Origin of the sequence: Priestia sp. FSL P4-0332, assembly GCF_038005845.1 — a bacterium.
Lineage (GTDB): Bacteria > Bacillota > Bacilli > Bacillales > Bacillaceae_H > Priestia.
Map to the genome: position 1 here is coordinate 4,503,362 of NZ_JBBOUA010000001.1, position 19,784 is coordinate 4,523,145.

Below are 19,784 nucleotides of genomic sequence, written 5' to 3' on the forward strand. Positions count from 1 at the left end.
ATTACAAAATTAGCATCGCGTCGCCGAAGCTGAAAAAGCGATACTTCTCTGCTACAGCTTGTTCATAGGCAGAAATGACGTTTTCCCTTCCTGCTAAGGCACTTACAAGCATAATGAGCGTAGATTTTGGAAGGTGGAAATTTGTAATCATTCCATCAATTGCTTTAAATTCATACCCTGGGAAGATAAAAATATTGGTCCAGCCTGAAGAAGCAACAAATTTGCCGTTATGCTCAGTTGCAATCGTTTCAAGGGTACGGGTAGAAGTTGTGCCTACTGAAATAATGCGACCGCCTTTTTCGCGTACGCTGTTTAGTAAAGCAGCGGTTCCTTCACTCACTTGATAAAACTCTGAGTGCATATCGTGCTCTTCTAAGTCGTCAACGCTGACTGGACGGAATGTACCCAATCCGACATGAAGCGTTAAAAATGCAATATGCACACCTTTTTCTTTTAACTGTTCAAGCATCTCTTCTGTAAAGTGAAGACCTGCTGTTGGCGCTGCTGCAGAACCTTGTTCGCGAGCAAAAACCGTTTGGTAGCGCTCTTGATCATCCAAGCGTTCTTTAATATAAGGCGGCAGCGGCATTTCTCCCAGTTGTTCCAACACCTCATAAAAGATGCCTTCATAGTTAAATTCTAACAAACGTCCGCCTTGGTCGCTCGTTTCTTTACATACAGCTGTCAGACGTCCGTCACCAAACGAAATAACCGTGCCTTCTTTTACTCGCTTAGCCGGTTTTACAAGCGTCTCCCACGTATCGCCTTGTGTTTGTTTTAAAAGCAATACTTCAATATTAGCACCTGTATCTTCTTTTGTCCCAAATAATCGTGCAGGAAGAACACGCGTGTCGTTTAACACTAAACAATCTCCTTCTTGCACATAATCAAGAAGGTCATGAAACATATGATGCTTCACACTTCCTGTTTCCTTGTTTAATACCATGAGTCTTGACGCATCTCGCTGCTCAAGCGGCGTTTGGGCAATCAATTCTTCTGGTAAATGAAAATCAAATAAATCTACTTTCAAAATGTTCACCTGTTTCTACTTAATTATTTAAATTTGCCAATTACATAAAAAATAAGTGATAACACAACGCTTACTAGAATACATGTCACAATCGGGAAATAAAAGGTTGTATTTCCTTTTTTGATAAAAATATCGCCAGGAAGCTTGCCAACAAACTGCCATAATAGCCCAATGACGACTAAAATGCCCCCTAATGTGATAAGCATCTTAGGCATATCATTCACTGATCAGGCACCTCCAGCTGAAAATGATCATAAACCAAAGGCGTCACAATTCGTCCTCGCGGCGTTCGCTGCAAAAAGCCGATTTGCAATAGATACGGCTCGTATACGTCTTCAATTGTGTGAGACTCTTCACCAATAGTAGCCGATATGGTGTCTAACCCTACAGGTCCGCCCCTAAATTTTTCGATAATCCCTCTTAATAATTTATGGTCAATATGATCAAGACCTAAACGGTCCACCTGCAACATTTCTAATGCTTCGTTGGCAAGCCTTTCGGTTATGGCTCCGTCTCCTTTGACCTGAGCAAAATCTCTGACTCTTCGAAGCAAGCGATTCGCAATACGCGGGGTTCCCCTAGCACGCCTAGCCATCTCAAACGTAGCTTTCTCATCAATCTCTACATCTAAAATAGCGGCTGTCCTTTCTACTATCGAAGCAAGATCTTCTTCTTGGTAATATTCTAAACGGCTTAAAACGCCGAAGCGATCACGCAAAGGAGAAGATAAAAGCCCTGCTCTTGTCGTTGCACCTACTAGCGTAAACGGAGGCAAATCCAGACGGACGGAACGTGCACTCGGTCCTTTTCCAATAACAATATCTAAACAGAAATCTTCCATTGCTGGGTATAGTACTTCTTCAACCGAACGATTTAATCGATGAATTTCATCAATAAAAAGCACATCTCCAGGCTCTAAGCTAGTTAAAACTGCGGCTAAGTCTCCTGGACGCTCAATAGCTGGTCCTGAGGTCGTTCGGATTTGCACGCCCATTTCATTAGCGATAATAGTAGCAAGAGTTGTTTTCCCCAATCCTGGAGGACCATATAAAAGCACGTGATCTAACGTTTCGCTTCGCATTTTGGCAGCTTTAATAAAAATGTCAAGATGGGATTTTACTTTATGCTGACCAATGTACTGCTGTAAGGTTTGCGGCCGCAAACTTTGCTCGATGATTTCTTCTTCACCAAGAACATCTCCCGTTACAATACGATCGTCCATTTTACTCCTCCCTTACTTATTGTTTCAATAATCGTTTTAACGCTTCTTTAATATACTGATCCGTTGTCATCGTTTCCTTCATTAAAGCCGGAACAATTTTTTTGATTTCTCTTTCTGCATAACCTAATACTTTCAGTGCTTCAATCGCTTCATCGAGTGCTTCTGAACTTTGAGATTTGACTTCTTGTGCGTCCAAATCTGCAAATAAAGAAGGAACGGCATCTGGTACAATATCATGCAGTTTTCCTTTTAAATCTAGAATCATCTGTCGAGCTGTTTTTTTACCTACTCCTGGAAACTTAACTAAAAACTTCTCGTCTTCCTCTTCCACAGCTTGGACAACCTGCGCTGGATTACCTGACGCTAAAATAGCTAAACCGCCTTTTGGGCCGATTCCTGACACGCTAATTAACTTCATAAATAAATCCTTTTGTTCTCGGGAAGCAAACCCGTAAAGTGCAATTACGTCTTCTCTTACATATTGATAGGTGTAAACCGTCTTGGGTTGTTCATCAATTGAAAATACATATGGATTCGGCGTAAAGACTTGATAGCCTATCCCGTTGTTTTCGATTACTACATACTCAGGATTTATATATGTAACGGTGCCTTTGATATAATCAAACAATAAGCTCTCTCCTTAATCACGTACGCGCGGGCAGTGATCTTCAACTTTGCCTACGAAGAATCCTGCCCGCATCGTTCTCTATTTTCCTTTAAAGCTGCTTTTTAAAAAGACGTTCAAGAGAACGTTTGCCTCTTTTCATCTTTGTCAACCTATTTTTACAATAGCTGTAAAAAATAGAACCGCCCACTTCTATTGATGAATGACCTTTTAAAATATATACAATACTAGACTGCTGAATACCATTTTAACATATCGCCAAAAGCAAATAGAAGCAATTTAGAATGTTGAATTCAATAATTATTTTACCATACTAAAAAACGGCTACTTGATTGAAAGCGGCCGCTGCTGGAGCTGATAGATTTTATAGAAATTAATGAGAGAAAGATATTCATCTTTTGATTGAACGCGAATACCTTTCTTTAATTGTTCATGCTGATAACTCTCAAGCCTTTTGATGTCAATTTGAAAAAACGACTGTATAATGTGCTGCGACGAAGCTGGTTTGCCTTCAAATGCTGAGAGAATACCGTTAACAGAAAGCCCTACATAACCGTTTTCTTTTAAAATAGGTGAAATATCGTCTATGCTTGTTCTAAAAACTAGCTCTTGATCCGTTTCTTTAAGCAGTCGCCAATTTTTATATTTTTTCATTAATTGTTTTTTCGTCATAGAAGGGCTTTTGATCATCTCTTGACTTACGACTCCATCCACATACACGCGCTCAAGAAATAATGTCATCGGCTCCTTTTCATTCGCATCTGCACGGTATGGCATTATACAAAGCACAATACTTACTAGCATTAAAAAAGCTGCTTGATGAATGACTTTCTTCACTCACCTTCACCTCACACGTTAATCATACTCTTTTTAGTATTATCTAAAAAGGTTTTGTGAAAATCTACACTAATAGTTTGACCTACTTATTTTCTTTTATCCTCTTATTTTATGAAGCAAATCCCTTTTACGATATTATGTTAAGAAAACATGGAGTATTTGTTACATTTGCACACTATTTGTAAAATTTTCTCTTGAACGTTTTAATTAAATTTTCGAAGGGTATGTACATAGTGGAAGTAATTGTAAGGACTTCTATTATCTATTTTCATAAAAAGGGAGCTGAAGTAATGAGAATGAATAAACGTGTAGTCGGAACTTTTTTTTCAGAGAAAGAAGCTTTAGATGTTATCCATAATTTAAAGCGTCAAGGTTATCGAGAAACAGACATTATGGTCATTTCTAACAGTAAAAGCAATACATTTCAAATAGGTCACGATACAAATGTAATTATTGAAGCTGGTTCACCTGCCGTAAGTTCATTAGCTGGCGTCATGATGGATAACTTTTTTACCATGATGACAGGCGGCATGGGGCTCAAACAAGGAAACGGCTTGAAATCAAAATTAATCCGCATGGGCATACCAGACTTCTCAGCCGTGCAGTGCGAGACAGATGTAGCTGCTGGTAAAATTCTAATCTTGATAGATGCCGTAAGCTCTGAACAAACTCCAGCGTACGGAACCTATACGGAACACAACGAGCATAGAGCCGTCCAACTACGTGAAGAAAAATTAGATGTCTTAAAAGAACGCGTCCAAGTCGGTGAAGTAAAACTCCACAAAAAAGTAATAGAGGAAGAAAGAACTGTACACGTTCCTGTTACGAGAGAAGAGTTTTATATTGAACGTCGCCCTGTAGTTGACGGAGACTATAACGCTGGGCCACTTACAGAAGATGAAATTATTCGTGTTCCAATCATGGAAGAACGAGTAGAAATAACCAAAAGACCAGTTATTGTTGAAGAAGTAATTATAGGAAAAAAACTTATTCAAGAAACAAAAGAATGGACTGAAACGATTAAGAAAGAAGAAGCAAGCGTAGAACCTGATGGACTCGCGAGCCCTGAAGTATACGAAAATATGATGAACTATACAGACAATACTTACGCTCAAGTTTCTGCAGCTCTAGCAAGCGACGTGGAAGCTGAATACGAAAATAGTCAGACAACTAACAACGAGAAGCCAAACACACAAGCTAATGAGACAAGCTCTTCTGCAAAAAATGTAAAAAATACAAAGAGTGTCGCTACGGCACCAGCAGATACGAAAAAAAGAGAAGGTCGCCTCAAACAAAATGAAACTAACGCTCAAAAGGAAGAAGCGGAATCCAAAACAACAAACAAATCTGCTTCTAACAAGAAAAATTAATAGTTACATGTTCGAGGAATAGCTGCCTGGCTTCAATGGCAGCTTTTTTATATGTCTTCTCATCAAAAAAACAGCCGTCCTTCACAGACAGCTGCTTCTTCATTTAACGATGTTTATGATTGACATTCTCATCGACTGATTCAAATAGACCATTGAAATTAGTTTGAATCGTATTTCGGTCTTTTCCATTTCGAATATCGTCATCAAGAGAGCGAGCGTTCATAAATACATCATGATCTACTTTTACTTGAACATTGTAGTCCTTTGCAATAGGCTTTACTTTATCGAGCACGTTTTGTTTTAAACGGCCGTTATTTATGTCTTTGGCCGGATCCACAGCAACTAATAGCTGATCTCCACGGACAACGGCGCGACTATTTTCTACACCTTTAACGCTTGCAGCCCGATCAGCCACTTTTTCTGTAAAGTCTCTTGGATAATCTTCACCATAATACATATTAGCAACACCATTTGTACGATCATTTGTATTATTGATGTTTCCATAAGGGTTTGTCGGATTGTCAAAACGTCCATCACTTACGTTTAACGGATAATTAGGTGTTCCATTCCCATCTAAAACTTCAGTCATTGGACCTTTCGGATTATCTACGCGATGTTCATTCGCTTTTTCATTTGTATGATACCCAACAGGCTGTGTCGTATCTGTATAGCGCTGTTCCATACCTTGGTCTTTGTTATTGCAAGCGCCAAGTCCCATCATACATGCAAAAGCTAAAGAAGTTGCTACATACCTATTCAACATAATCGCCCCCTAATTTAAGCTCTATTTACTCTGAGCTTACTATTAGGATTAAAAGACGAGCCGTTTCTTATTCGATGAAGTGTTTATAAACTCTTTACATGTCATGTAGGTTTTGTAAGTGCTGGTAAATCACTCGATAAAAATGTGTACGCTGTGACCATTCTTCGACTGATTGCTGCATTAACCTTTGGCGATTTGCCCATGATAAAGCAGAGACATTTACATTCCAGTTTCTCATCAGCATCGATGGAAATAGTAAAGAAGCAAGAAAAAAACGCTGCTTGCTTAATTCTTTTATTTTCGAGTGTTGAAGTAGTTCTTTCATCGACCACTGGACGTAAGGCAAAAAGCGCTGGACAAGCTGAACATAGTCATAAAGAGCAGGAGCTTTAGCCGATAAGTCAAAATCAATCATAACAATACCCAAGTGGTTTGTTTTCAAGAAATTATGTGAAGCAACGTCACCGTGAATAATGGAACAGTTCAACCCACTATCTTTGAAACGTTCCATTAAGACTAAAGCTTTTTCTCCCCAAGTCACAATGTCTTTATATACATGAAATTGATTAAATTCCCTAAATATATGTGAGGTTTCTCGAAAAGAGGAAAGCCGCTTTTTCCATTTTAAAATAAGATCATACTCAGAAAGCTTTGTATACGCGGCTATTTTCTTTTTATGAACTTCTCCATGATAGCGGATCAATGCTTGTAATACTTCTTCGCGATCCTGAAAACTTTCATACGTTACCTCTTTTACTTGCTTAACAAAAGGCATCATCGCCCAATACAAATGACGGTCCTTTATATAAAGTTCCCCTTCTGGGTAAGCTTCGAAATTAACAGCGTACCCTTGTTGAATCTGAGATAAAAAATGATAAACATGTTCAATTTTACCTTTGTCTCTGTATGCTTTTATTACTTTTTTTCCTTTATTCGTATCCGCTATGATGACATGAGGCTTTTTCATACGGTAGGTCTCAACGTGAATATCTCTTTTTTTCAAATAGAGAAAGAGACGATTTAAATTAAAATCGTCTCGTCTATAATAATCAATCTTCATCTTCGTCGTACTCATCATATTCTGGAATACTAAATGCATTTGGGTCAAACGCAGGATACGAAGGTACACCAATCATGCCATATGGGGCTAGATAGGGTGCCCTTGGGTCCTGAAAGCCATAAGGTACCTGCTGTTGGTACTGTGGATAAGGCTGCTGTGGTGCATAGTCGTCAGGTCTTGGTTCACCGCATCCGCAGTCTCCTTGCTGCTGTGGCGCATATTGCTGCCCATAATGGTAAGGTGCGTTTCCAAAACCATCGGAAGAACTTTCATAATGGCCACCTGTCATAGCTCCTTGTACTTGTGGATACATCGGTGCTTGATGATAGGCCGGATAAACGGGCTGCTGATATCCCCATGGAGGCGGACAAGGAGAACATTGTACCGGTCCATAGCAGCTGTGTGGCATCATTGGATACATTGGCATCGGTGCCATGTGAGCGCCCATTGCATGTTCTTCAAACGATTCGTTTTCATAACCGTGATGATACATTGGAGCCTGTTGATACATTGGCATTGGATATGGCTGCGGTGCATACATTGGCGGATGACACGGCATATAATTAAATCCGTAGCCTGGCATCACAGGCGATATCGGCATGATTGGGTAACATGGCATTTGAGGAGGCATTTCTATACTCTCCATCTCAGGACTTTCTGGCGATTCATGCTTGGGTAGTTCTTTTGGTGCTTCTTTTTTTGGAGCCTGCATCGCCATATTAACGGTGTAATAATTGTTAATATCAATCTCAGGTGCAATTGGCTTTAATTTAGGAAGCTTTGGCGCAACTGGCATTTCTTTTTTAGGCTGCGCAATTGGTGCTTCTTTTTTAGGCTGTGCGACCGGTGCTTCTTTTTTTGGCTGCGCAATCGGCGCTTCCTTTTTCGGTTGAGCAATCGGTGCTTCTTTCTTTGGCTGCGCAATTGGTGCTTCTTTTATCGGTTGCATAAACGGTGTTTGAGCAGGCTGATTAGCTGACTTTTTCTCATCTGGACTTTCATCAATTTCCGTTACTGGATAAGCTTTTGTGGATTGGTCACTATAAGGATGTTGAACTTTAGGCATTTCTTTTATACCAGGTGAAGGAGCTCCTTCTTTTTGAACAGGCACTCCGCTTGTCGGAACTTTAATTTTCATTCCAGGCATGATCATGTCTGGATTGCTTAATTGAGAATTCGCTTTTTTTAACTCTTCAAAATTAACCCCATACTTTTCAGCGATTTTCCAAAGGGTATCCCCTTTTTGAACGATATGGATTTTCAACGTCATTCCCCTCCCGAGTAGAGTCTCTGCCATCTATATGTGCAAAATCAAAGTAAGTTCTGTTTGTTCATCACAAGATATGCCTTGAACCATTTTTTTATTCATTTCGCCCACAGTTTGGTTCAAGTTTTTATGATAAAGAAAAAAAGACTTATCAACACAAACAATATGTCAATAAGTCTTCTTTTAGACCTTCTCTTTTTAATTGTCTTAAAAATCTTTATGCTCGTTCTAACATATTCGTTAGCGCTTTGATCGCCCCTTGTGCTGTATGTTTATCCACCTTGATTTGATTCACTTCTGTTCCTTCTTCGATGCTTTCTAAAGCCCACAGCAAGTGAGGCAAATCAATTCGGTTCATCGTCAAACAAGGACACATATAAGGATTAAGCGAAACAATTTCTTTATCCGGATGACTGTTGATAATCCGTTTCACTAAGTTCATTTCCGTGCCAATGGCCCATTTAGAGCCTGAAGGAGCTTTTTCAATTGTATCAATAATATATTTTGTAGAACCTGCATAATCTGATTTTTGCACCACTTCATAAGAACACTCCGGATGAACAATAATATTCATATCAGGCTGCTTCTCGCGTAAATAATCAATATTTTTAACCGTGAAATTTTCGTGCACAGAACAGTGACCTTTCCACAGAATCACCTTGATGTTGTTTATATCCCCTTCATATTCAAGCATTTCATCAATAGGATTCCAAATGGCCATTTCATCTAGTCCAACACCTAAATCATAAGCAGTGTTTCTGCCTAAATGCTGATCTGGCAAAAAGAGAATGCGCTCTTTTTTAGAAAATGCCCACTCCACCATATTTTTTGCATTTGACGATGTTACTGTTGCACCATCATGTTCGCCTACAAAAGATTTAATTGCAGCTGTAGAGTTCACATACGTAAGCGGAATAATCGTATCTCCGAAAAGATCCTGTAAGACAGGCCATGCCTTTTCTGTTTGCTGAATAGTAGCCATATCAGCCATTGAACAGCCAGCGCGCATATCGGGTAAAATGACTTTTTGATTTTCAGCTGTTAAAATATCAGCTGTTTCTGCCATGAAGTGAACGCCGCAAAACACAATATGCTCAGCTTCTCTATTTTCAGCTGCTATTTGAGCCAGCTGTAAGGAGTCTCCTACCGCATCTGCAAATTCGTACACTTCGTCTTTTTGATAATGATGGCCGAGCAGAAACAATTTGCTTCCGAGCTTTTTCTTGATTTCTAGTACTCTTCTTTTCATTTCATTTTCTGTGAGCTGCGTATATTTAGCGGGCAGCGTTTGCTGCTGAAGCGTTTGTAATAAACTCATGATTTCCTGTTCCCCTTTCTGTTAATAAGTCCAAGCTGATATCGATAGACCCTGCTGAATGCGTTAAAGCTCCAAGTGAAATATAGTCCACTCCGCTGTCTCTAAAAGAATGGAGCGTGCCAAGCGTAATTCCACCGGATGCTTCTGTGACAATATGAGCGGGAACCAGTGGTATCCAATCTTTAATGACTTCTGGAGAACAGTTATCGAACATAATGACATCTGCTCCTGCCTCTATTGCTTCTAGCAATTGACTTTTGTTTTCAATTTCTACTTCCACCTTAACCATATGTCCAACCTGCTCTCTTACTTTCACAACAGCGTCTAGAATAGATCCTGCATGTGCAATATGGTTATCTTTTAACATGACGCCATCGTACAATCCAAAACGATGATTATAACCTCCTCCAGCACGAACAGCATACTTTTCTAACATTCGCATACCAGGCGTTGTTTTTCGCGTGTCACATATGCGCGTATGTGAGCTGCCAAGCAGCGCTACGGCTTTGTGCGTCATCGTGGCAATGCCACTCATTCTTTGAAGTAAGTTTAAGATTACCCGTTCACCGGTCAAAATAGATCGCACGGGTCCTGAAACGGTAGCTATTTTATCGCCAGGCTTAAGAACATCTCCATCTTTTTTCTCGAAATTCACTTTCACGTCAGGGTCTATTAAATGAAATCCTTCTTTAATCAATTCCACTCCTGCGATAATACCTGATTGCTTTGCCGTGAACACAGCTTTCCCTTGGTCAGACGGAGAAAAAATAGCTTCACAGGTTATATCTCCATCTCCAATGTCTTCTATAAAAAAAGACTGCAATAGTTTTTGTAATTTCAACGTGTTCATTGTGCTACCTTCACCTTTCTTTTTAAATTTCCTTGCTTATAAAATCAATGACTGTTTTGTTGAAGCAGTAGACTGCTTAATAATTCGCTTATGCTCCCATTCTTGGTTTTCATGCGGAAAGTCACTTCGGTAATGTCCTCCTCTACTTTCTTTTCTTGCAAGAGAGGACTCTGCAATAAGCAGACCTGCAGTTAGCATATTGCAGATGGTCGCAGCTTCCCTCGAATATATAACTTCTTGATCAAGAGGTATTCCATCCAGATAATTTGTGAATTCATGCACAATAGTAGCCAATTCGTTTTCATGACGAATGATTCCTACACAATCCATCATTTTATGCTGAATTTGTCTTGTGGCAGGCAGTATTTTAGGCATGCCTTTATAGACGTAATGGACGGGGACATAACGAGATACCGTTCTCGCTTTATGTAAAATATGACGCCCTGTCCGTTTTCCAAATACAAGACACTCTAACAATGAATTGCTTGCTAGACGATTTGCTCCATGAACGCCTGTAGAAGAAACTTCCCCCACAGCATACAATCCTTCAACACTTGTTTGTCCGTAACCATCTACTTCAATTCCACCCATTAAAAAATGTGCGCCGGGAGTAACAGGTATTCGTTTTTTGTCCAGTTGAATTTTATACTTTCGACACAGTGCCGTAATCGTAGGAAATTTTCGTTGGAAATGAGCCACTTTTTCAATGTCTAAAAATATGGATCTTCCTTTTTTCATTTCATTAAAAATTGTCCTTGCTACAACATCTCGCGGTGCTAAATCCTTAAAGGGATGAACGCCTTCCATTATGCGTTCATTCCATTCATTTACCAGCACGCCACCTTCCCCTCGAACCGCTTCGGATACTAGACCTTTCGCTTCCTTTTGATACAAAAGCGTCGGATGAAACTGAACAAATTCTAAGTCCGCTAATTTTGCTCCAGCCCTGTACGCAAGCGCTAGCCCATCTCCTGTCGCAAGCGGCTGGTTAGATGTATGCTTGTACAAAGCGCCGATTCCTCCGGTAGCAATAACCGTTTGGCGAGCATGATATATAGTAATTTTGTTGTTTTCACCTTGTCCGATAGCACCTCTGCACGTTCCATCTACAGTTACTAAATGCTGAATCATTTCGTTTTCAATCACTGTAATATATGGCAGTACTTCTTTTTTCAAAAAAGCGAACAGGGCTTGTCCTGTTGCATCGCCACCTGCATGCAGAATACGATTCATACGATGGGCTCCTTCTTTTCCAAAATGCAGCGTACCATCTGGATTTTTATCAAACTTCATTCCTTTATGAATCAATTCATTTACTACAGCCGCACCTTCTTCCACTAAAGTGCGTACCGCTTGTTCATTGCAATGCTTATTGCCCGCAACCAACGTATCATAGAGATGTTCACTCCAGTGATCGCTGCTTCCAATAGCAGCTGCTACTCCGCCTTGAGCAAGAACTGAGTTATTGCGGTCAATTTTCCCTTTCGTTACCATTACAACTCTGTTATGACGACACAGTTCATAAGCTGCAGAAAACGCTGCTAATCCGCTTCCAATAATTAAAACATCCGTCTCTAACATTTTACACCTCTTTATTTACATGTGTCTTGACACCTATATTTACATATTATTAAATGAAAGACAAGAAGTTTTTTTATCGGAGGGAGAAAATGATTTATCTGGACTATGCAGCAACAACGCCAATGAGACAAGAAGCAATTGAAGTATATACTGAAGCGGCAACAAGCTATTATGGAAACTCCAGCAGCCTTCACACACTTGGAACACAAGCAGAGAATTTACTTACGCTATGCAGAAAAAAATTAAGCCTGTTAGTAAATTGTCGAGAGGATGATCTTTTTTTTACAAGCGGGGGAACAGAAGCTAATTACTTAGCTATTCATTCTCTTTTAAAAGGAAAAAATGACGAAAGAAAACATATAGTGACAACGAAGCTTGAACATTCTTCGGTTCTTCATACGTTGCAGCAGCTTGAAAAAGAAGGATTTTCCCTATCTTACGTACCTGTAGATCAAAACGGAGTTGTGTCTGTAGACGACTTAAAGAAAGCTATTCGACCTGACACTGTGCTAGTAGCCATTCAGCATATCAATCATGAGCTCGGTACAATTCAGCCAGTTGAGGATATTGGCCATTTTTTATCTAAAAAAGAAATTCTCTTTCACTGTGATTGTGTTCAATCTTTCGGTAAGCTTCCTATTGATGTTAAAAAGCTGAAAGCTGATAGCATCTCAGTCTCTAGTCATAAAATTTACGGACCAAAAGGTGTAGGAATGGTATACATGAATTCAAGTTCTTCTTGGAAGCCTATTTACCATAAAGCCACTCATGAAAAAGGCTTTCGCCCTGGGACTGTAAATACAGCGGGCATTGCTGCCTTTACTGCAGCAGCTGAATGCGCATATGCAGAAATGAAGACCGCCCGAAGCCATTATGAGCGCTTAAAATCGTACTTACTGGAAAACCTAGAACCTCTTGCTCCTTTTATAGAAGTAGAAGGTCTTGGGAACTCTCATTTTCCTGGAATTATTGGACTGACGTTTTCAAACATACAGGGTCAATATGTTATGTTACAATGTAATCGTCACGGAATTGCTATATCTACGGGAAGTGCCTGTCATGTAAATCAGCAGGAACCATTAGCTTCTCTACTTGCGATTGGGAAATCGACTGCGAATGCTAAGAACTTTGTACGTATTTCATTCAGTCAACATTCAACGTTTAAGCATATTGATCGACTCATATCCGTTTTTCATTTATTACAGCAAGAATTTATGACAGTGTAAAAGGAGGGATTAAAGGTGCCAGGAACTCAAAAGAAAATTCTTGGAGAAGAAAGAAGAGAACTTATTCTACAATGGTTACAAACAGAGAATAAACCAATGACAGGCAGTGAGCTTTCGAAACGAACAAACGTTAGCCGCCAAGTCATTGTACAAGATATTTCACTGCTTAAAGCTAAAAATGAGCCCATTATCGCAACAAGCCAAGGATATATTTATATTCAAAATCCATCTCAAACTACCATGCATCAGCGAATTATTGCCTGTCAGCATACGCCAGAAGATGCTGAAAAGGAGCTTCTCCTGCTTGTTGACCACGGCGTTCTCGTAAAAGATGTAACCGTTGAACACCCTGTGTATGGTGAATTAACGGCTTCCGTTATGATTCAAACCCGAAAAGAAGTAGAAACGTTCATAGAAAAAATTCAAGAAACAAACGCAACTTATTTATCTCAGCTAACAGATGGGATTCACCTTCATACCATTGAAGCAGATACAATTGAAAAACTGAATGCTGCCTGCTTAGCTCTTGAAGAGGAAGGCTATTTAGTTTCGAATGAATAAAAAGGTGTTATAACAAAAAAAATCCCGCTTTAAAGCGGGATTTCTGTTTCAAGTAGTGTATGGGGATAGCTTCCTAAAAGCTCTACGCTACAGCCTAGTGCCTCAAGTTCAGCCATAGCCCCAGGGATTAATACTTCATCCATTTTTTGTTCAATATCAACGATAAAGAAATAGTTTCCAAGCCCTGTTTTCATAGGACGGGATTCAATTTTAGACAGATTTAGCTTACGCCAGGAGAAGGCTGAAAGCACTTGATGAAGCGCTCCTGCCTGATCAGATGGAAGTGTAATCATTAACGTTGTCTTGCACCCGTTTCCAGCTAAAAATGGCACCTCTTGCCCTCCATCTTTATGCAAAATAACAAATCTTGTTGTATTATGATCATAATCATGAATGTTCGGGCAGGCAATATGTAATCCATATTCATGGGCTGCTAACCCATTCGCAATAGCTCCAATATTAAGCTCAGGGTGTTCGCTTACATACTTCGCAGCAAACGCCGTTGATGTCATCTCTTCTACTGCAGTTGACGTACATTCTCCGTGTAAAAATTTATGACACTGCGCAATTGCATGAGGATGAGAATAAATCGTTTCAATGTTTTTCCACTGTTTTGCACGAGATGGATGAACCATTAAATGCTGACGAATTGGAAGCACAATTTCCCCAACAATCGGCAGACGACGTTCATGAATAAGATAATCAAGTGTTAAATTTACAGATCCTTCAAGTGCATTTTCTAACGGTACAATTCCATACTCAATTTCTCCGTTATCCACTGCATCAATGCATGCTGGAATTGTTTTGTATGGAATATGGTCGTGCTGTTTAAATACGCCTTGGACGGCTACATGTGTAAATGTTGCCTTTGGTCCTAAATATCCTACTTTCCCCACAATCATGCCTCTCCTTATCTATATCTGTTTGCCATTATGCCCCTGAACCAAGCACGTCCACTTTATCTACAAACTCTAAGCTTTTCAGTCTTCGCAGCATTTCATTTAATTCAACATTCATGCTTGCTGTATCTAATGAAAGAGTTACGTTGGCACGCCCTTGTAAAGGGATGGTTTGGTGAATCGTTAACACATTGCATCCCGATGATGCAACGGTGCTCAATAAATGTGATAAAGTTCCTGATCGATCTTCAATATGAAAAAATAGTGAAATAATTCGCTGTTTGACAACCGTCTGAAACGGAAAGACCGTGTCGCGGTACTTATAAAAAGCACTGCGACTCAAGTCTACGGCTTGTACGGCATCTGCTACCGATTCAGCTTTTCCCCGTTCAATTAACAGCTTCGCATCCAATGTTTTTTTCATCGCTTCTGGTAATACATCTTCGCGAACTAAATAAAACTGCTTATCGCTCTTATGCAAGTAAAGCCCCTCCCCTTATCCTATGAACAACAATTAGTCAATAAATTCAAATTCATATTCAAACAGCTTTACAATATCGCCATCTTTTGCTCCTCGTTCACGAAGGGCTTCATCGACGCCCATGCCTCGAAGCTGACGCGCAAATCGACGAACTGATTCTTCACGTGAGAAGTCAGTCATCTTGAATAATTTTTCGATTTTTTCACCGCTTAATACGTATGAGCCATCACTATCACGCGTAATAACAAATTCCACTTCTTTCTTTTCATGCTTGTACAGTACGCGGTGCATAGATAGATCTTCCTCTTCTTGCATTGGGAATTCCGGCGTAGTTTCTACAAGATCAGCTACTGTAAATAACAGTTCGCGGATTCCATCACGTGTTGCTGCAGAAATTGGAAAGACTTTCACTTCGTCTCCTACTTTTTCTTTGAATGCAGCTAGATTCTCTTCAGCTTGCGGGATATCCATTTTATTTGCTACCACTACTTGCGGACGTTCTGTTAAACGCATATTATATTGACGCAGCTCTTCATTAATGGTTAAGTAATCTTCATATGGATCACGGCCTTCTAAACCTGACATATCGATTACATGGACAATAACGCGGGTACGTTCAATGTGACGTAAAAACTGATGACCTAATCCTACCCCTTCATGTGCACCTTCGATTAGCCCTGGTAAATCCGCCATCACAAAACTGCGATTATCTTCTGTTTCAACTACTCCTAAATTCGGATTAATTGTTGTAAAATGATATTCAGCAATTTTTGGCTTTGCAGCAGACGTTACGGATAATAACGTTGACTTTCCAACACTTGGGAAACCAACTAATCCTACATCCGCTAATACTTTTAATTCAAGAATTACATTTCTCTCTTTACCTGGCTCTCCATTTTCTGAAAGCTCCGGTGCTGGATTTGCAGGTGTAGCAAAACGCGTATTCCCACGCCCTCCGCGTCCACCTTTAGCAATCACTGCGCGCTGGCCGTGCTCAACTAAATCAGCAATCGTTTCGTTCGTATCTTCATCTAACACAACCGTACCTGGTGGAACTTTTACAACCATCGGCTCAGCGTTACGTCCGTGCTGTCCTTTTGACATTCCATGTTCACCGCGGCTTGCTTTAAAGTGACGCTTATAGCGGAAATCCATCAGCGTACGTAATCCTTCTTCTACTTCAAAGATGACATCTGCACCGTGACCACCGTCACCACCTGCAGGACCTCCTTTTGGTACGTACTTTTCGCGACGAAAGGCAACCATTCCATTTCCTCCGTCGCCACCTTTTACATATACCTTGACCTGATCTACAAACATTTCTTTTTCACTCCGTTCTATATCTTAGCTCCTGCAATAGCAAAAGCGCTGTTAACTTATTGTGAGCATAAGGCTAAATTCATCTTCAGACATATGCTGTTCAACCAATGCAACTCCTTGAGCGCACTCATAACATTGTAGCTTGTTTTGTAGCTTCTGTATATCTGTTAGTATTCCACTAAAGTCAAAAAAGAAACGAATTCCCCGTTCTTCAATGCATACTGAAATACTCAAATAGTTTTCTGCATGATAATCAACATATTTTTCGAGTGCTTCTGTCAAATAGCAACACCAGTTGTATACGAACTCATCGTATTGTGATAAATCCTTCAATTCTCCGAGCACTTCCACATCTAAGCGAACAGCATGGTTATTCCAATGATAGGTCATAACAAAGCCCGCAAACAGTCGCATATTGATGTTTGTTAACTTGGATTCATGTTTGGATTCATTTACAATTTCTTCAATGATTTCATTCGCTCGATCAAGCCGATTCAACGCTAGATTGCCTTTGATTAATTGCAGCTTATTTAACCAATCATGCCGCGCGTATCTTAATACCTCTACGACATCCCATTCTTTTTCCATCTTAGCACTCCTAACTTTGACTCGAGCATAAGTATTTCACAACGCTGACAAACATCTCGTATCAATCTTCTTAGATATGTTCGATTATAACAAATTCCAATGGGTAATAGGTGAAATATTCTACAAAAAGAAAACTCTAACCTACTTGGGTTAGAGTTTTCTTTTTGTATCTTATGCTTCTTGAGCAACAGGGTATACAGATACTTTTTTACGGTCACGACCGAAACGTTCAAATTTAACGATACCGTCGATTTGAGCGAATAAAGTATCATCTCCACCACGACCTACGTTTGCACCTGGGTAAATTTTAGTACCGCGTTGACGGTATAAAATTGAACCACCAGATACGAATTGGCCATCAGCACGTTTAGCACCAAGACGTTTCGAGATTGAATCACGACCGTTTTTAGTACTACCTACTCCTTTTTTAGAAGCGAAGAATTGAAGGTCTAATCTTACTAACATGACATCCACCTCCTGTTTAGTTGTCGTTAATTTTTATATAATTACTGTAATCTAATTCGATCGTTTTCAGTGAAACAACCATACCTTCTAATAGCAATTGAATCTGTTCCAATGTGAACGAATCCACATCTTTTGGAATCTCACAACGGAGATACCCACCATCTCCACCTTGCTCTAAGTGCGGTTCAACCCCACTTATTGAAAAGATAGCATTAATTGTCCCAAATGAAACTGCAGATGCTCCCGCACAAACAAGATCTTTTCCGTGTTCGGAAAAGTCAGCATGTCCACTCATCGTGAACCCGTCAACTTTCTTATTTGCATCACGAGAAATCGTCACCTTAATCATTTGTTATAATTACGCGTTGATAGCGTCGATTACAACTTTTGTGTAAGGTTGACGGTGACCTTGCTTACGACGATAGTTTTTCTTTGCTTTGTATTTAAATACAGTGATCTTTTTAGCGCGACCTTGTTTTTCAACTTTAGCCGTAACTGTTGCACCTTCTACGAAAGGAACACCAACTTTCACGCTGTCGCCACCTACAAATAATACTTTGTCAAAAGTAACTGTTTCGCCTTGTTCACCAGCAAGTTTTTCAACGTAGATTGCTTGACCAGCCTCTACTTTAATTTGCTTACCACCAGTTTCAATAATTGCGTACATTCTCTGCACCTCCTCTAAAAACTAAGACTCGCCATCACAGGTGTTCAAGTGAACTTAAAACCTGTTCTGAGCGGTTGTAGCACGGGTGCTACAAACCAACATATTAAATCTTACTACAAATCAAAGGTTAGTGTCAATTGGAATTCATGTTTTCTTCTAAAATTTTATATAGAAGCAGAGACCCTTTTTTGGATCTGCTCATTCGACCCCAATTGACGCAAAACAAATGCGTTTGTATAATCATCGCTTGGTGTAAGGTATATGGTTTTTTTTACCATTTTCTCTAAAGCGTTGAGAAATCCTTGAGCCTTCATTTCATTTATAACATCACTTCGCGTCTCAATCCAAATAGCCTCTTCTTCCGCGCCGCGATTTTCCCAAATTACACGTTCAATTTGAAAAGCAGCCGTTTTGGAATCAATCATTTTACCGGTTCCTTCACATACTTCACAAGGCATAGTTAATGTTGATCCAATACTATTGCGCACTTTCTTCCGCGTTAATTGCAATATGCCAAGCTCTGTAAAGCCAACTATATTCGTCCGCACTTCATCTTGTTCACATAGCTTTTTCATGTATCTTTCTACTTCTGTCCGATCTTCTTTATGAGGCATATTTATAAAATCAATTAAGATCATGCCGCCTAAGTGACGTAATTGCATCTGTTTGGACAGTTCATACGCAGCTTCCATATTTGTTTGAAGCATTGTCTTTCGAATATTATCTTTTCCTGAAAACTTCCCCGTGTTCACGTCCACGACCGTCATCGCTTCCGTTTCGTCAATAACGATATAGCCTCCGCTTTTGAGCCACACGATTCGCTTTAAAAGCTTCTCTATTTGCCGTTCCAGATCGTAAAAAGAGAAAATATTTTCATTTCCTTTATAGTACTCTATTGACAAGTTAGAGTAGGTAGTTTGAAGATGCTGATATAGGTCGAAGTCATCTACTACTATCCCATCAATTCCTTGTTGAAGTGCAGCTTGCACTCTTGTTTCGAGAAAATCTTGTCCTTTGCTGACTAGGGCAGGAGCTTTCATTCCCTGTGTCTGTCGTTCAAGGCGCTCATATTTTTTCTGTAGCTCTTTTATTTTATGTTGGACCGCGGCTTCTGATTTTTCTGCAATCGCTGTTCGAAATAAAAAGCCTTCCATCCCCTGTTTTAACCGCTCACCAAGCTGTTTCCACTGTTGTCGTTTTGGCTCAGCTATTTTTTTGGATACAGCGACATAGTTTCCGTGCGGTAAATATACAAGCTCATCAGAAGAAAATTCAATGATACCCGTCAGCTTGGGCCCTTTTGTCCCAATGCCTTCTTTTACAACTTGAACCAATACTTTTTCTCCTTCACGAATAAAAGCAGACATCGGCTGCTGATCTTTGTGAGGATTCTCTGACTGCTGATAGGATACAAGTTCATTTCGATGAATAAACCCGTTCATTGATAAACCGATATCGATAAAGGCTGCTTGCATATGCGGCAGTACTTTTACTACTTTACCCCAATATATATCACCAATAATTTGATTCTCGCTTTGTTCTTCTAAATAGATTTTTTCTAGTGCTTTATCGTTTATCACGGCTATACGTTTTGAAGAAGTAGCCGCGTTAATAATACATGCCTTCACATACATTGCCTCACTTTAATCTAAAT

At 39.8% G+C, this 19,784-nt stretch carries 22 protein-coding genes and 1 other annotated feature; of the genes, 3 read left to right on the top strand and 19 right to left on the bottom strand.

Annotation, left to right across the window (positions count from 1 at the left end):
• Position 1: 1 nt before the first annotated feature.
• The 5 genes from queA to MKY06_RS23665 form a co-directional block, all read right to left on the bottom strand.
• Positions 2 to 1,030: a tRNA preQ1(34) S-adenosylmethionine ribosyltransferase-isomerase QueA gene (queA, locus tag MKY06_RS23645; RefSeq protein ID WP_013059318.1), complete on the bottom strand. Its 1,029-nt coding sequence runs from the start codon at positions 1,028 to 1,030 to the stop codon at positions 2 to 4.
• Between the two features lie 23 nt (positions 1,031 to 1,053).
• On the bottom strand, positions 1,054 to 1,254 hold the full coding sequence (locus tag MKY06_RS23650; protein ID WP_013059319.1) for a DUF2905 domain-containing protein: 201 nt from the start codon (positions 1,252 to 1,254) through the stop codon (positions 1,054 to 1,056).
• Positions 1,251 to 2,252 (bottom strand): Holliday junction branch migration DNA helicase RuvB, encoded by a 1,002-nt coding sequence (gene ruvB / locus MKY06_RS23655; protein WP_013059320.1) that lies wholly within the window; start codon positions 2,250 to 2,252, stop codon positions 1,251 to 1,253. The genes MKY06_RS23650 and ruvB overlap by 4 nt, the downstream gene beginning before the upstream one ends.
• 16 nt (positions 2,253 to 2,268) lie before the next feature.
• A complete protein-coding gene (ruvA, locus tag MKY06_RS23660; protein WP_013059321.1) occupies positions 2,269 to 2,880 on the bottom strand; it encodes a Holliday junction branch migration protein RuvA in 612 nt (203 codons plus the stop codon).
• 321 nt (positions 2,881 to 3,201) lie between these two features.
• The gene (locus MKY06_RS23665; RefSeq protein ID WP_051390548.1) at positions 3,202 to 3,714 is read right to left on the bottom strand and encodes a BofC C-terminal domain-containing protein; all 513 of its coding nucleotides are present in this window, start codon (positions 3,712 to 3,714) and stop codon (positions 3,202 to 3,204) included.
• A 290-nt stretch (positions 3,715 to 4,004) separates the two neighbouring features.
• Between MKY06_RS23665 and MKY06_RS23670 the strand changes: the two genes are divergently transcribed.
• Positions 4,005 to 5,084, top strand: a complete 1,080-nt coding sequence (locus tag MKY06_RS23670; protein WP_025601770.1) for a YsnF/AvaK domain-containing protein — start codon at positions 4,005 to 4,007, stop codon at positions 5,082 to 5,084.
• A 103-nt stretch (positions 5,085 to 5,187) separates the two neighbouring features.
• On the opposite strand, the gene MKY06_RS23675 is transcribed toward MKY06_RS23670, so the two are convergent.
• From MKY06_RS23675 to nadB, 6 genes are all read right to left on the bottom strand, one after another.
• A complete protein-coding gene (locus tag MKY06_RS23675; RefSeq protein WP_013059324.1) occupies positions 5,188 to 5,847 on the bottom strand; it encodes a YhcN/YlaJ family sporulation lipoprotein in 660 nt (219 codons plus the stop codon).
• Between the two features lie 94 nt (positions 5,848 to 5,941).
• Positions 5,942 to 6,907 carry a phosphotransferase gene (locus MKY06_RS23680; protein WP_228541022.1) on the bottom strand — a complete coding sequence of 322 codons (966 nt, stop codon included), beginning with the start codon at positions 6,905 to 6,907 and terminating at the stop codon, positions 5,942 to 5,944.
• A complete protein-coding gene (gene safA / locus MKY06_RS23685; protein ID WP_098314697.1) occupies positions 6,897 to 8,177 on the bottom strand; it encodes a SafA/ExsA family spore coat assembly protein in 1,281 nt (426 codons plus the stop codon). Before safA ends, MKY06_RS23680 begins: the two co-directional genes overlap by 11 nt.
• Before the next feature lie 214 nt (positions 8,178 to 8,391).
• Complete coding sequence (nadA, locus tag MKY06_RS23690; RefSeq protein WP_098476296.1) at positions 8,392 to 9,492, bottom strand: quinolinate synthase NadA; 1,101 nt, start codon at positions 9,490 to 9,492, stop codon at positions 8,392 to 8,394.
• A complete protein-coding gene (gene nadC / locus MKY06_RS23695; protein WP_013059328.1) occupies positions 9,449 to 10,342 on the bottom strand; it encodes a carboxylating nicotinate-nucleotide diphosphorylase in 894 nt (297 codons plus the stop codon). Before nadC ends, nadA begins: the two co-directional genes overlap by 44 nt.
• 36 nt (positions 10,343 to 10,378) lie before the next feature.
• Positions 10,379 to 11,923 carry an L-aspartate oxidase gene (nadB, locus tag MKY06_RS23700; protein ID WP_013059329.1) on the bottom strand — a complete coding sequence of 515 codons (1,545 nt, stop codon included), beginning with the start codon at positions 11,921 to 11,923 and terminating at the stop codon, positions 10,379 to 10,381.
• Positions 11,924 to 12,012: 89 nt separating this feature from the next.
• Between nadB and MKY06_RS23705 the strand changes: the two genes are divergently transcribed.
• A complete protein-coding gene (locus MKY06_RS23705; protein ID WP_098476297.1) occupies positions 12,013 to 13,149 on the top strand; it encodes an IscS subfamily cysteine desulfurase in 1,137 nt (378 codons plus the stop codon).
• A 15-nt stretch (positions 13,150 to 13,164) separates the two neighbouring features.
• On the top strand, positions 13,165 to 13,710 hold the full coding sequence (locus MKY06_RS23710; RefSeq protein WP_098476298.1) for a transcription repressor NadR: 546 nt from the start codon (positions 13,165 to 13,167) through the stop codon (positions 13,708 to 13,710).
• 29 nt (positions 13,711 to 13,739) lie between these two features.
• Here MKY06_RS23710 and pheA read toward each other — a convergent pair whose 3' ends face one another.
• The 8 genes from pheA to MKY06_RS23750 form a co-directional block, all read right to left on the bottom strand.
• Positions 13,740 to 14,612, bottom strand: a complete 873-nt coding sequence (gene pheA / locus MKY06_RS23715) for a prephenate dehydratase (protein ID WP_013059331.1) — start codon at positions 14,610 to 14,612, stop codon at positions 13,740 to 13,742.
• Between the two features lie 28 nt (positions 14,613 to 14,640).
• The gene (locus MKY06_RS23720) at positions 14,641 to 15,090 is read right to left on the bottom strand and encodes an ACT domain-containing protein (RefSeq protein WP_013059332.1); all 450 of its coding nucleotides are present in this window, start codon (positions 15,088 to 15,090) and stop codon (positions 14,641 to 14,643) included.
• 33 nt (positions 15,091 to 15,123) lie between these two features.
• On the bottom strand, positions 15,124 to 16,410 hold the full coding sequence (obgE, locus tag MKY06_RS23725; protein ID WP_013059333.1) for a GTPase ObgE: 1,287 nt from the start codon (positions 16,408 to 16,410) through the stop codon (positions 15,124 to 15,126).
• Between the two features lie 51 nt (positions 16,411 to 16,461).
• Entirely contained in the window at positions 16,462 to 16,998 is a 537-nt protein-coding gene (locus tag MKY06_RS23730; RefSeq protein ID WP_029320103.1) for a Spo0B C-terminal domain-containing protein, read from the bottom strand.
• Positions 16,999 to 17,169: 171 nt separating this feature from the next.
• Positions 17,170 to 17,463 carry a 50S ribosomal protein L27 gene (rpmA, locus tag MKY06_RS23735; protein ID WP_013059335.1) on the bottom strand — a complete coding sequence of 98 codons (294 nt, stop codon included), beginning with the start codon at positions 17,461 to 17,463 and terminating at the stop codon, positions 17,170 to 17,172.
• A 16-nt stretch (positions 17,464 to 17,479) separates the two neighbouring features.
• Positions 17,480 to 17,812, bottom strand: coding sequence for a ribosomal-processing cysteine protease Prp (locus MKY06_RS23740; RefSeq protein WP_013059336.1), 333 nt, complete (start codon positions 17,810 to 17,812; stop codon positions 17,480 to 17,482).
• Positions 17,813 to 17,821: 9 nt separating this feature from the next.
• Positions 17,822 to 18,130 carry a 50S ribosomal protein L21 gene (gene rplU / locus MKY06_RS23745; RefSeq protein ID WP_013059337.1) on the bottom strand — a complete coding sequence of 103 codons (309 nt, stop codon included), beginning with the start codon at positions 18,128 to 18,130 and terminating at the stop codon, positions 17,822 to 17,824.
• A 14-nt stretch (positions 18,131 to 18,144) separates the two neighbouring features.
• Positions 18,145 to 18,216 (bottom strand) — a sequence feature (ribosomal protein L21 leader region).
• A 78-nt stretch (positions 18,217 to 18,294) separates the two neighbouring features.
• Positions 18,295 to 19,764 carry an Rne/Rng family ribonuclease gene (locus tag MKY06_RS23750; RefSeq protein WP_098476299.1) on the bottom strand — a complete coding sequence of 490 codons (1,470 nt, stop codon included), beginning with the start codon at positions 19,762 to 19,764 and terminating at the stop codon, positions 18,295 to 18,297.
• Positions 19,765 to 19,784 lie beyond the last annotated feature (20 nt).

Bases quoted from the DNA above. Each gene is read 5' to 3' on its own strand.
- obgE (WP_013059333.1), bottom strand. From the start codon at position 16,410: ATGTTTGTAGATCAGGTCAAGGTATATGTAAAAGGTGGCGACGGAGGA.
- nadC (WP_013059328.1), bottom strand. From the start codon at position 10,342: ATGAACACGTTGAAATTACAAAAACTATTGCAGTCTTTTTTTATAGAA.
- nadA (WP_098476296.1), bottom strand. From the start codon at position 9,492: ATGAGTTTATTACAAACGCTTCAGCAGCAAACGCTGCCCGCTAAATAT.
- safA (WP_098314697.1), bottom strand. From the start codon at position 8,177: ATGACGTTGAAAATCCATATCGTTCAAAAAGGGGATACCCTTTGGAAA.
- MKY06_RS23705 (WP_098476297.1), top strand. From the start codon at position 12,013: ATGATTTATCTGGACTATGCAGCAACAACGCCAATGAGACAAGAAGCA.
- nadB (WP_013059329.1), bottom strand. From the start codon at position 11,923: ATGTTAGAGACGGATGTTTTAATTATTGGAAGCGGATTAGCAGCGTTT.
- MKY06_RS23730 (WP_029320103.1), bottom strand. From the start codon at position 16,998: ATGGAAAAAGAATGGGATGTCGTAGAGGTATTAAGATACGCGCGGCAT.
- MKY06_RS23670 (WP_025601770.1), top strand. From the start codon at position 4,005: ATGAGAATGAATAAACGTGTAGTCGGAACTTTTTTTTCAGAGAAAGAA.
- pheA (WP_013059331.1), bottom strand. From the start codon at position 14,612: ATGATTGTGGGGAAAGTAGGATATTTAGGACCAAAGGCAACATTTACA.
- MKY06_RS23675 (WP_013059324.1), bottom strand. From the start codon at position 5,847: ATGTTGAATAGGTATGTAGCAACTTCTTTAGCTTTTGCATGTATGATG.
- MKY06_RS23750 (WP_098476299.1), bottom strand. From the start codon at position 19,764: ATGTATGTGAAGGCATGTATTATTAACGCGGCTACTTCTTCAAAACGT.
- ruvB (WP_013059320.1), bottom strand. From the start codon at position 2,252: ATGGACGATCGTATTGTAACGGGAGATGTTCTTGGTGAAGAAGAAATC.
- MKY06_RS23740 (WP_013059336.1), bottom strand. From the start codon at position 17,812: ATGATTAAGGTGACGATTTCTCGTGATGCAAATAAGAAAGTTGACGGG.
- rpmA (WP_013059335.1), bottom strand. From the start codon at position 17,463: ATGTTAGTAAGATTAGACCTTCAATTCTTCGCTTCTAAAAAAGGAGTA.
- rplU (WP_013059337.1), bottom strand. From the start codon at position 18,130: ATGTACGCAATTATTGAAACTGGTGGTAAGCAAATTAAAGTAGAGGCT.
- MKY06_RS23680 (WP_228541022.1), bottom strand. From the start codon at position 6,907: ATGAAGATTGATTATTATAGACGAGACGATTTTAATTTAAATCGTCTC.